We start from the raw sequence: 12,698 nt of genomic DNA, 5'->3' as shown, positions 1-12,698 counted from the left end.
CCTGCCCAATCCGGCCGACCGTGACCTGACCTCGGGACGCCCGGCAGACGCGGCAGACGACGCCAGAGGCCTCGAAGGCGCCCCACAGACGCCCCGCAGGCCCACACCGGCCCCGCGGGCTCGCCCTCCCCGGCCCAGCCTCGCCCACCCTGCCCCAGGCCGCCCTCCGCCCCGGCTCTCCTGCCCAGCCCCGGCCGCGCCTTTCCAGCCCCCAGGGGCGTGCTCACCCCTCTGCCGCCACCGCGATGAGCAGGCCCTTTTCCTCCCCGATCATTAATCTGCCTGGACCGAAGATCGCTCGTCAACGGTTTTGGGGCATTACCGCTTTTGGGGCCAATCCTCGTGCGCGATCATTTGCTGAGAAGCAATCTCAGGTCAATTCCGTTTGTGGCGCTCTGTTTTGATCAGGTTCTGCTCCCTACAATCCGTCCACATCTTGAGCTCAGCCCAAGCGTCAAGGAGGACGAATGGCGGGGCTTTCTACCCCTCATCAGTTTGACCACCCCTCAACCTTCGCAGCCGCAGTACTGACAGATGACAATCGCCTCATCGTGATGGTCGTCGCGGCCGTCGCACTCGCGGCGCTCGTCGTCGCGGGCGTACTGGTACGCCAGGTGCTCGCGGCAGGCGAGGGCACCGACAGCATGAAGAAGATCGCGGCAGCGGTCCAGGAGGGCGCGAATGCCTATCTGGGGCGTCAGTTGCGCACTCTCGGCGTATTCGCCGTCGTGGTGTTCTTCCTGCTCATGCTGCTGCCCGCGGACGACTGGAATCAGCGCGCCGGACGATCGATCTTCTTCTTGATCGGTGCGGCGTTCTCGGCGACCACCGGCTATATCGGTATGTGGCTCGCCGTACGCAGCAATGTGCGCGTGGCAGCCGCCGCCCGAGAGGCCACTCCCGCGGAAGGTGAGCCGGAAAAGGATCTCACCGCCGTTTCGCACAAGGCCATGAAGATCGCTTTCCGCACGGGCGGCGTCGTCGGCATGTTCACGGTGGGGCTCGGTCTTCTGGGCGCCTCCTGTGTGGTGCTCGTCTACGCGGCCGACGCGCCGAAGGTGCTCGAAGGCTTCGGTCTGGGCGCCGCGCTGATCGCGATGTTCATGCGTGTCGGCGGCGGCATCTTCACCAAGGCCGCCGACGTCGGCGCCGACCTGGTCGGCAAGGTCGAGCAGGGCATTCCGGAGGACGATCCGCGTAATGCCGCGACCATCGCCGACAACGTGGGCGACAACGTCGGCGACTGTGCCGGTATGGCCGCCGACCTCTTCGAGTCGTACGCCGTGACACTGGTCGCCGCGCTGATCCTCGGGAAGGTGGCGTTCGGTGACTCCGGGCTCGCCTTTCCGCTGATCGTCCCGGCCATCGGCGTCGTGACGGCGATGATCGGCATCTTCGCGGTGGCGCCCCGGCGCTCCGACCGCAGCGGCATGAGCGCCATCAACCGCGGATTCTTCATCTCCGCGTTCATCTCGCTGGCGCTCGTGGCCGCGGCGGTCTACGCGTACCTGCCGTCCTCGTACACGGACCTGGACGGCGTCACGGACACGGCGATCAAGGGGCACGACGGCGATCCGCGGGTCCTCGCGCTCGTCGCCGTCGCCATCGGCATCGTCATGGCCGCGCTGATCCAGCAGCTCACCGGCTACTTCACCGAGACCAACCGGCGTCCCGTCCAGGACATCGGGAAGACCTCGCTCACCGGCCCGGCCACCGTGGTCCTGGCCGGTATCTCGCTCGGTCTGGAATCGGCCGTCTACACCGCGCTGCTGATCGGGCTCGGCGTGTACGGGGCGTTCCTGCTCGGCGGTACGTCGATCATGCTCGCCCTCTTCGCGGTCGCGCTCGCCGGTACGGGGCTGCTGACCACGGTCGGTGTCATCGTCGCCATGGACACCTTCGGACCCGTCTCCGACAACGCGCAGGGCATCGCCGAGATGTCCGGCGACGTCGAGGGCGCGGGCGCGCAGGTGCTCACCGACCTGGACGCCGTCGGCAACACCACCAAGGCCATCACCAAGGGCATCGCCATCGCGACCGCGGTCCTCGCGGCGTCGGCGCTCTTCGGGTCGTACCGCGACGCCATCGCGGAAGCGGCCAAGGACGTCGGCGAGAAACTGGGCGACGGCGCGCCGATGAACCTCGTGATGGACATCTCACAGCCCAACAACCTGGTGGGTCTCATCCTCGGCGCCGCGGTCGTCTTCCTCTTCTCGGGGCTCGCGATCAACGCGGTGTCGCGGTCGGCGGGAGCCGTGGTCTACGAGGTGCGGCGGCAGTTCCGCGAGCACCCCGGGATCATGGACTACACCGAGGAACCGGAGTACGGGCGCGTCGTCGACATCTGCACCAAGGACGCGCTGCGCGAGCTGGCCACGCCGGGTCTGCTCGCCGTGCTCACCCCGATCGCGGTCGGGTTCTCGCTCGGCGTCGGCGCGCTCGGCTCGTTCCTCGCGGGCGCGATCGGCACGGGCACCCTCATGGCGGTCTTCCTGGCCAACTCCGGCGGTGCCTGGGACAACGCCAAGAAGCTCGTCGAGGACGGCCACCACGGTGGCAAGGGAAGCGAGGCGCATGCCGCGACCGTCATCGGTGACACCGTCGGTGACCCGTTCAAGGACACCGCGGGCCCGGCGATCAACCCCCTGCTGAAGGTGATGAACCTGGTGGCGCTGCTCATCGCGCCCGCGGTCATCAAGTTCAGCTACGGGGACGACGCCAGCGTCGGGATGCGGGTGCTGATCGCGGCGCTCTCCATCGCGATCATCATCGGCGCGGTCTACGTCTCCAAGCGGCGTGGCATCGCCGTCGGGGACGACGGCAACGCCGAGCGGGTGACCAAACCGGCCGACCCGGCCGTGGTCTCGTAGCGGACACTTCGTCACTCCTGATCGGGCTCGGCCCAACACGCGGGCGGGCGGCGCTTTCTGAGGCGCCGTCCGCCCGTCGCCGTGCGCGGACCGGTGTGCGCGGGGTGTGCGCCGGCCGGTGTGCGCGGAGCCTCGTGAACCTTCTCTCGCATGCCGTCGCCGCTTGGTGCAAATGGCTGCAATAGCGGTTGTACCGGGCCCCCGACATGCGGTTGTCGCCCAGTTGGCGTGTAAGTTCCGGGGCCGAGAGCCATGGAAGGGACCAATCCGGTGAACAAGAAGCTTGCAGCCGCACTGTCCGGCGGTGCGGTACTGGTACTCGCTCTGTCAGGGTGCAGCAGCGACGACGACGGGAACAAGGAGCTCGACGACTGGGCCAAGAAGGTCTGCGACTCCGTGCAGCCCCAGTCCAAGAAGATCGCGGACGCCAACGCAGCGATCCAGAAGGAGACCTCCGACAACAGCTCGCCGTCCGACGTCCAGAAGACCGACTCCAAGGCGTTCCAGGACATGTCCGACGCCTACAAGTCGATGGGTGACGCCGTGAAGAAGGCCGGTGCGCCGCCGGCCGACGACGGGAAGAAGAAGGCGGACGACGCCGTCAAGGAGCTCAACTCCATCTCCAAGTCGTACGGGGACCTGAAGAAGCAGGTCGACGGCCTGGACACCAAGAACCAGGCGGACTTCGCGGACGGCCTCAAGGACGTCGCGGGCGAGCTGGACAAGCTGAGCAAGAGCGGCAACGAAGCGCTGGAGAAGCTGCAGGAGGGCGAGGTCGGCAAGGCGATGGGCAAGCAGGACAGCTGCAAGAGCGCGTCCGCCACCCCCTCCGCCAAGAGCTAGGCCGCCCCTGGTCCGGCACCAGCCCGCTCCTTGGTCCGGCACCGGCCGGCCCCCTGGACCAACCCCAGTTGGCCGTACGTTCCCGACGCCCTCGGAACCCCTGGCGGGGCCGAGGGCGTCGGAGCATCCGGAGGGCCACAATGGGGGAGTGAGTAACGCGAGCCTTCCCCTGCCCTCGTCCGACCGCGCCGACGCAGCCGCCTCCCTGCGGGCGGCCCTGCTCGGCGCCGACTTCACCGCCGACGGGCTGCTCGAGCTGCTCGGGGCGCCCGCGTACACCGCGCTCGCCCGCAGCGAGACCGTCCCCGCGCTGCGGGCCACGCGCGGGGACGGGGCGCTCGCAGCGCTCGTACGCCTCTTCCTGCTGCAGGAATCGGTGCCCCACGCGCGCGTGGCGGACGTTCTGCCCGTCGACGTACTCCTGGAGAGCGGTTGGCTGGCCGAGGAGGAGAAGAGCGCCGAAGGGGACGGCGGGCTGCGGGCGACCGTGGACGTGCGGCCGTACGGCGGGCCGGGCGGTGAGGACTGGTTCATCGTCTCCGACCTCGGCTGCGCGGTCGGCGGTGCCGGTGGCATCGGCAAGCACGAGGAGGGCGTCGTCCTCGGGGTCGGCGGCGCGTCCACGACACTCGCGGGCATCACGGTGCGTACGCCCGTCGCGAGCGCACTGGACCTCGGCACCGGATCCGGCATCCAGGCGCTGCACGCCGCGCAGCACGCCACCCGCGTGACCGCGACCGACCTCAACCCCCGCGCGCTGCGGTTCACCCGGCTCACCCTGGCGCTCTCCGGAGCCCCGGAGGCCGACCTGCGGGAGGGCTCGCTCTTCGAGCCGGTGGCCGACGAGACGTACGACCTGATCGTGTCGAACCCACCGTTCGTGATCTCGCCGGGTGCCCGGCTCACCTACCGGGACGGCGGGATGGGCGGGGACGATCTGTGCCGGTCGCTCGTTCAGGAGGCGGGGGAGCACTTGAACGAAGGGGGGTACGCGCACTTCCTGGCGAACTGGCAGCACGTGGACGGCGAGGAGTGGCAGGACCGGCTGCGCTCCTGGGTGCCGCGCGGCTGCGACGCCTGGATCGTGCAGCGCGAGGTGCAGGACATCACGCAGTACGCCGAGCTGTGGCTGCGGGACGCCGGGGACCACCGCACGGACCCCGGGCAGTACGCGGCGCGGTACGACGCGTGGCTGGACGAGTTCGAGGCGCGGGGCACACGGGCCGTCGGGTTCGGCTGGATCGCGCTGCGCAAGACCGGGGCCGCCGAGCCGTCCATCACCGTGGAGGAGTGGCCGCACCCCGTCGAGCAGCCGCTCGGCGACACGGTCCGGGAGTTCTTCGAACGGCAGGACTACCTGCGTACGCACGACGACGCCGCGCTGCTCACCGGGCACTTCAAGCTCGCCGACGAGGTCGTGCAGGAGCAGGTCGGGCTGCCTGGCGCCGAGGACCCGGAGCACGTCGTGCTGCGGCAGAACCGCGGGATGCGGCGGGCCACCAAGGTGGACACGGTGGGCGCCGGGTTCGCCGGCGTCTGCGACGGCTCGCTGAGCGCCGGACGGATCCTGGACGCCATCGCGCAACTGGTCGGCGAGGATCCGGTGTTGCTGCGCGACCGGACGCCCGCGCAGATCAGACTCCTCGTGGAGCAGGGCTTCCTGCTGCCGGTCGGGGTGTAGGGCCCAGGGCCCTGGCGCGGAGCCGGGGCGTAGGGCGCCAGGCGCGGGAAACCAGCCAACATCGCGCCGCCAGCTCGCAGCGCCGTCCGTCGTTCACCCCGATTTCGTACTCCGGATTCCCGTGCGTGACAACCTCCCGGCAGGGAACTCGGCACGGGGAGGCAAGAGCATGGAGAGCGGGCCAGCGATCTTCGCGGGGACGGTGTTCGCGGTCTTCGGCGCCGGACTGCTGCTGTGGACCGGCGCGCGAGTCGCACACCGCGCCCCCGTCGCCCAGGGTGTGAGCCCTGTCGCATCGGTGACCCTCGCCACGCTCGCCGGATCGGGCGCGCTGCTCCTCGGCATGTGGTGCTTCACAAGACTCTGACGCGGCTTCGGCGGCGCGGCGGACCGCGCCGTTCCGGTTGACAGACCGGGCACGGGCCGCGCGGACACTCCGTGTCCCGGCTGGGCGGACGCTCTACGGCGGGTCGGCGGACGCTCCCCTTCCGACCCGTCGGGCACCCGGCTCCCGGTGGCCACGCGGGTACGGCCCCGTCCACTGCCGGGACCGGTGCCGAAACAGCGGGTCGCCACTCCGGGCGGCAGGAATGACGGTAGTCGGGTTACCGTTCGAGTGGCCGTTGCGGGCTTTTCCCGTTTGACACGGGGGCGGGATGTACCGTCACACTCCGCAGCGACAGCGCAACGCAAGCCATGCGGGCACTGCCACCGCACCGCCACGAGCACTGCCACCGCGCACTGCGACCGGCTCTGCGACCAAGCGGTGCCACCGCGCACCGCCACCGAGTGTCGACCGGAGAGAAGAGCGAAGTTGTCCCCGACCAGCGAGACCGCACAGGGCGGCCGCCGACTCGTCATCGTCGAGTCGCCTGCCAAGGCGAAGACGATCAAGAGCTACCTCGGCCCCGGCTACGTAGTCGAGGCCAGCGTCGGGCACATCCGCGACCTCCCCAACGGCGCCGCGGAGGTGCCCGAGAAGTACACCGGCGAGGTGCGCCGCCTCGGCGTGGACGTCGAGCACGACTTCCAGCCCATCTATGTCGTCAACGCCGACAAGAAGGCACAGGTCAAGAAGCTCAAGGACCTGCTGAAGGATTCCGACGAGCTCTTCCTCGCCACCGATGAGGACCGCGAGGGCGAAGCCATCGCGTGGCACCTCCTCGAGGTCCTGAAGCCCAAGGTCCCCGTCCACCGGATGGTCTTCCACGAGATCACCAAGGACGCGATCCGCAGCGCCGTCGCCAACCCGCGCGAGCTCAACAAGCGCATGGTCGACGCCCAGGAGACCCGTCGCATCCTCGACCGCCTCTACGGCTACGAGGTCTCGCCGGTCCTGTGGAAGAAGGTCATGCCGCGCCTGTCGGCAGGCCGCGTGCAGTCCGTCGCCACCCGTCTCGTCGTCGAACGGGAGCGCGAGCGCATCGCCTTCCGCTCCGCCGAGTACTGGGACCTGACCGGCACCTTCGGCACCGGCCGCGTCGGCGACGCCTCCGACCCCTCGCAGCTGGTCGCCCGCCTCACCGCGGTCGACGGCAAGCGCATCGCGCAGGGCCGCGACTTCAACTCCGTCGGGCAGCTGAAGGCCAACAGCGCGAACACCCTGCACCTGGACGAGGCGAACGCCCGCGCGCTGGCCGCCGCCCTCCAGGACACGCGGTTCTCCGTACGTTCCGTCGAGTCCAAGCCGTACCGCCGCTCGCCGTACGCGCCGTTCCGTACGACGACGATGCAGCAGGAGGCGAGCCGCAAGCTCGGCTTCGGCGCCAAGGCGACCATGCAGGTGGCCCAGAAGCTGTACGAGAACGGCTTCATCACCTACATGCGTACGGACTCCACGACCCTCTCCGACACGGCGGTCGCGGCCGCCCGGGCCCAGGTCACGCAGCTCTACGGCAGCGACTACCTGCCGGACAAGCCGCGTACGTACGCCGGGAAGGTCAAGAACGCGCAGGAGGCGCACGAGGCGATCCGTCCCTCGGGTGATCGTTTCCGCACGCCCGCCGAGACCGGCCTGACCGGCGACCAGTTCCGGCTCTACGAGCTCATCTGGAAGCGGACCGTCGCCTCCCAGATGAAGGACGCGACCGGAAACTCCGTCACGGTGAAGATCGGTGGCAGCGCCTCCGACGGCCGCGACGCCGAGTTCAGCGCGTCCGGCAAGACCATCACCTTCCACGGCTTCCTCAAGGCCTACGTGGAGGGCGCCGACGACCCGAACGCCGAGCTCGACGACCGCGAGCGCAGGCTCCCGCAGGTCGGCGAGGGCGACCCGCTCACCGCCGACGAGCTCTCCGTCGACGGCCACGCCACCAAGCCCCCGGCCCGCTACACCGAGGCCAGCCTGGTCAAGGAGCTCGAAGAGCGCGAGATCGGCCGCCCGTCGACGTACGCGTCGATCCTCGGCACGATCCTCGACCGCGGGTACGTCTTCAAGAAGGGGACGGCGCTCGTCCCCTCGTTCCTCTCGTTCGCCGTCGTGAACCTCCTGGAGAAGCACTTCGGGCGGCTCGTCGACTACGACTTCACCGCCAAGATGGAGGACGACCTCGACCGCATCGCCCGCGGCGAGGCGCAGGCCGTGCCGTGGCTGCGGCGCTTCTACTTCGGTGAGGGCGAGGGATCCGGCGGCGCGGCAGAGGCGGGCAACGGCGACGGCGACCACCTCGGCGGTCTCAAGGAGCTCGTCACCGACCTCGGCGCGATCGACGCCCGCGAGGTGTCGTCCTTCCCGGTCGGCAACGACGTCGTCCTGCGCGTCGGCCGCTACGGCCCCTACATCGAGCGTGGCGAGCGCGACTCCGAGAACCACCAGCGCGCGGACGTCCCCGACGACCTGGCGCCCGACGAGCTGACCGTCGACTACGCGGAGGAACTGCTCGCCAAGCCGAGCGGCGACTTCGAACTCGGCGCGGACCCCGAGACGGGCCGTCAGATCGTCGCCAAGGACGGCCGCTACGGCCCGTACGTGACGGAGATCCTCCCCGAGGGCACCCCGAAGACCGGCAAGAACGCGGTCAAGCCGCGCACGGCGTCGCTCTTCAAGTCCATGTCGCTCGACACGGTCACCCTCGCGGACGCCCTCAAACTGATGTCCCTGCCGCGCGTCGTCGGCACCGACGCCGAGGGCGTCGAGATCACCGCGCAGAACGGCCGGTACGGCCCGTATCTGAAGAAGGGCACCGACTCGCGCTCCATCGACAGCGAGGAGCAGCTCTTCACGATCACGCTGGAAGAGGCACTGGAGATCTACTCCAAGCCGAAGCAGCGTGGCCGCGCCGCGGCCAAGCCGCCGCTCAAGGAGCTCGGCGAGGACCCGGTCAGCGGAAAGCCGGTCGTGGTCAAGGACGGCCGCTTCGGCGCGTACGTCACCGACGGCGAGACGAACGCCACCTTGCGGGCGGCGGACTCCGTCGAGGACATCACCCCTGAGCGGGGCTACGAGCTCCTCGCGGAGAAGCGGGCGAAGGGCCCCGCCAAGAAGACGGCGAAGAAGGCGCCCGCGAAGAAGACCGCCGCGAAGAAGGCACCCGCCAAGAAGACCGCGGCCAAGAAGACGGCCGCCAAGAAGACGACCACCGCGGCCAAGAAGACGACCGCGAAGAAGACGACCACGAAGAAGGTGGCGGCTTCGGCCAAGGCGGCTTCGGAGGACTGACCTCCACCGATCCCGACCGACCTGCCCAGTGCCGGGTGCCTCGTCGCAGGCGCCCGGCACTGGTCTGTGCACCCCCTGAAACGGCACGTTCCGCCTGCAACGGGACCAGCTGGACGTGCTGGACGTGCTGGACGTGCTGGACCAGACGGTCGTTTGTTCGGGTGGCTCGGCAGGGAAGCGACCCGTCCAGATAGGCTGGACGGATGACGCGTGCCGAGCAGCCAACGGCCGGAATCCCGGCCCCCGACGACGCCCTGGTCGCAGATTCCCGAGAGCGCGCCGTCCGCGCCTTGCTGCGCGTACCGCAGCTGAAGAGGTTGTGGAGCGCCCATCTCGTCGACAGTGTCGGCGACGCGCTCGCCCTCCTCGTCCTGGTGATCCTCGCCCTCCAGTCCGCCATCGCCGAAGGCGCCTTCGGAGGCGGTTACCGGGGCGTGGCCCTCGCCGTAACCGCTGTCTTCGGAGCACGCGTTCTCGCGACGCTGCTCTTCGGAGCGGTGCTTCTCGGGCCCCTCACCTCGCTCACCTCACCCGGCGGGCCGCTGGACCGCCGCTGGACCATGGTCGGTGCCGACGGCGTGCGGGCCGCACTCCTGGTCGTCGCGCCGCTGTGGATCGACTGGACTCCGGACAACGCCCTCGCGGTGATCCTGGTGACGTCCTTCGTCGTGGGCGTCGCCGAGCGCTTCTGGACGGTCGCCAAGGAGAGCGCGGCGCCCGCGCTGCTGCCCGCGCCGCCCCTGGAGGGTGCGACGATAAGGCCGCTGCCGGACCACATGGACGCGCTGCGGCGCCTGTCCCTGCGCACGGGATTCCTCGCCCTGCCCATCGCGGCCACGATCCTCGTCGCCATCACCCTCGTCGGGAACGTCCTCGGCGCGGGCCTCGACTGGTTCGAGCTGCACCAGGCCGGACTCGCCTCCTTCGTGGCGGCCGGCCTCTTCGCCGCGTCGCTCTCGATCGTCTACTTCCTCGAACTTCCCGGCACGCAGACGCCCCGCGCGCGCAGCCCCCTCGAAGGGCTCCGCAGGCCGCGTACCGGCTCCGGCACCGACAAGGGCCGTACCGGCGCGATCCCGCTCCTCGTGGTGGCCTGCACCGCCGTCTCCGTGGCTGTCGCGGCGGCCGTCGCCGTCGCCGTGCTGCACGCCAAGGACCTCGGCGGCGGGCCCGTCACGTACGGCCTGATCGTCCTCGCGCTGACCGGCGGCACCGCCCTCGGCATCCGCACCGCGCCGTCCCTGCTGCCCTCGCTCTCGCGCCGCAGGCTGCTCGCGCTCGCCATCGCCTTCACCGGCGTCGCGCTGCTCGCCGCGGGCCTCGTGCCCGACGTGACGACCGTGCTGCTGCTCCTGGTCCTCACCGGGGTCTGCGCGGGCGTCGCGGCCAACACCGGGCACGCGCTGCTCGACCAGGAGGTGGAGGACTACCGCAGGGCCCGCACCACGGAGCACCTCCACGCGGTCGTACGTCTCTCCCTCGCGCTCGGCGCGCTGGTGGCCCCGGTGATCGCCGCCCTGATCGGGCCGCACCGCATGGTCAACGGCAAGTTCGTCTTCGACCACGGAGGCGCCGCCTTCACGCTGATGCTGGTCGGCGCGCTGCTCCTGCCGGTGGCCGCCCTGGTCCTCGCCAAGGCCGACGACCGGCAGGGCGTGCCGCTCCGCAACGACCTGCTCGACGCGCTGCGCGGCGGCGACGACCCGGTGCAGGCGACCTGCGCCACCGGCTTCTTCATCGCCCTCGAGGGCGGCGACGGCGCCGGCAAGTCGACGCAGGCCGAGGCACTCGCCGAGTGGATCCGCACCAAGGGGCACGAGGTCGTCGTCACCCGCGAGCCGGGGGCGACGCCCGTCGGCAAGCGGCTGCGGTCGATCCTCCTTGACGTCTCCTCGGCCGGTCTCTCGCACCGCGCCGAAGCACTGCTGTACGCCGCCGACCGCGCGGAGCACGTCGACACGGTCGTACGCCCCGCCCTGGAGCGCGGCGCCGTGGTCATCTCCGACCGCTACATCGACTCGTCCGTCGCCTACCAGGGCGCGGGACGCGACTTGTCGCCCACCGAGATCGCCCGCATCAACCGCTGGGCCACGGGTGGCCTCGTGCCGAACCTGACCTGCCTGCTCGACGTGTCCCCCGAGGCCGCCCGCGAGCGGTTCACGGAGGCGCCCGACCGCCTTGAGTCGGAGCCCGCCGAGTTCCACGCGCGCGTGCGTTCCGGTTTCCTCACGCTCGCCGCCGCCGCTCCGGGCCGGTACCTGATCGTCGACGCCGCACAGGAGCCGGAGGCGGTCACGACCGTGATCCGGCACCGGCTCGACACGGTGCTCCCGCTCTCCGAGGCCGAGGTGAAGGCGCGGGAAGAGGCCCGCAGGGCCGCCGAGGAGGAGGCCAGGCGCAAGGCCGAGGAAGAGGCGGCGCGCAAGGCCGAGGAGGAGCGACTGGAGCGCGAGCGCCAGGAGCAGCTCGCCAAGCTCCGTGCCGAGGAGGAGGCGCGCAAGCGGCGCGAGCTGGAAGAGGCGCAGCGCCGCGAGGCCGAGCGGCAGGCCGAAGAGGCCAGGAAGCGCGCCGAGGAAGCCCGCCGCAAGGCCGAGGAGGAGCAGGCCAGGCTCCTCGCCGAGGAGAAGGTGCGCAAGGCCGAGGAGGAGCGGCGGCGCAAGGAGGCCGAGGAAGAGGCGCGGCGGCGCGCCGAGGCGGAGGAACGGCGCCTGGAGAAGCAGCGGAAGGCCGAGGAGGCGCTGCTGCGTGCGGAGGAGGCGCGGCGGCTCGCGGCGGCGTCCGCGGCGGCGGCAGCGGCTTCGGCTGCTGCGGCGGTTTCGGGGCCTGCGGTTTCGGGGCCTGCGGCTTCGCGTGCTGGGGCTTCGGGGGCGGGGTCTTCGGGGGCGGGGTCTTCGGAGAGCGCGTCTTCGCGGACGGCGTCTTCGGAGAGTGCGTCTTCGAAGGCCGCGCCTTCGGGGTCGGCTTCCGCTTCCGGGCAGGGGGAGGCCTCGTCGGTTCGGTCCGCGTCGGGACAGGGCGCGTCGGGACAGCCCGCGTCGGGTCAGTCCGCGCCGGGCAACGAGACCGCGCCGGACAACGAGACCACCGTGACCACGCCCGTGGTGGCGCCGCCCTCCGGCGCGGCCGACGAGACCGCCGTGCTGCCGGCGATCGGGGCCGAGCGGCCCGGCGCCGACGACACCGAGGTGCTGCCGCAGGTGTCCGTCCCCGAGGCGCCCGCCCCCGAGGGGTCCGCGGAAGAGACGGCCGTGCTGCCGGCGATCTCGGAGGACAAGGTGCCGCCGGGATACTTCCGTGACGAGCGGCCCGCCGCGCCTGCGGAGTCCTCGGAGGGGCCGAACGAGCGGACTCGGGAGCTGCCCCAGATCGACGAGTCGGGCGTGCCCCAGCGGCCCCGCTCCGCCTGGGCCGAGGAGACGCCGCTCGACGACCTCCCGTCGCTGGCGGACGAACTGCTCGGGTCGCACGAGGACGATGAGGACGAGGGCGGGAGCGGGAGGGGGCGCCGCGGGCGTAAAGGCCGCTGAGCCCTGAGCCCTGCTGTCGGCGGCCTCCCTGCTGTCGGCGGCCTGCGGACCGGATTGTCAGAGGCGTGCTCCACAATGGGGAGTCCGGCATCCGGGCCGGGCAGAGCGCAGCGTAAGGC

The 12,698-nt window shown here is 70.9% G+C and carries 6 protein-coding genes; all 6 read left to right on the top strand.

The genetic code is table 11. The features are described from left to right. The first annotated feature begins 467 nt into the window (after positions 1-467). Complete coding sequence (locus AC07DI_RS26725; protein ID WP_478906431.1) at positions 468-2,870, top strand: sodium-translocating pyrophosphatase; 2,403 nt, start codon at positions 468-470, stop codon at positions 2,868-2,870. 252 nt (positions 2,871-3,122) lie between these two features. Continuing rightward, positions 3,123-3,713 (top strand): small secreted protein, encoded by a 591-nt coding sequence (locus AC07DI_RS26720; RefSeq protein WP_384258363.1) that lies wholly within the window; start codon positions 3,123-3,125, stop codon positions 3,711-3,713. Positions 3,714-3,861: 148 nt separating this feature from the next. Next, positions 3,862-5,394: a DUF7059 domain-containing protein gene (locus AC07DI_RS26715; RefSeq protein ID WP_478906429.1), complete on the top strand. Its 1,533-nt coding sequence runs from the start codon at positions 3,862-3,864 to the stop codon at positions 5,392-5,394. 169 nt (positions 5,395-5,563) lie between these two features. Beyond that, entirely contained in the window at positions 5,564-5,761 is a 198-nt protein-coding gene (locus AC07DI_RS26710; protein WP_384258358.1) for a hypothetical protein, read from the top strand. A gap of 447 nt (positions 5,762-6,208) precedes the next feature. Further along, positions 6,209-9,052 carry a type I DNA topoisomerase gene (gene topA, locus AC07DI_RS26705; protein WP_478906426.1) on the top strand — a complete coding sequence of 948 codons (2,844 nt, stop codon included), beginning with the start codon at positions 6,209-6,211 and terminating at the stop codon, positions 9,050-9,052. Positions 9,053-9,255: 203 nt separating this feature from the next. Further along, positions 9,256-12,579: a dTMP kinase gene (gene tmk, locus AC07DI_RS26700; RefSeq protein ID WP_478906424.1), complete on the top strand. Its 3,324-nt coding sequence runs from the start codon at positions 9,256-9,258 to the stop codon at positions 12,577-12,579. The last annotated feature ends 119 nt before the right edge of the window (positions 12,580-12,698 follow it).

This window comes from Streptomyces sp. NPDC044106, assembly GCF_056433985.1.
Note: the sequence above shows the minus strand (reverse complement) of the source record. Positions and strands in the feature narration are given on the sequence as shown.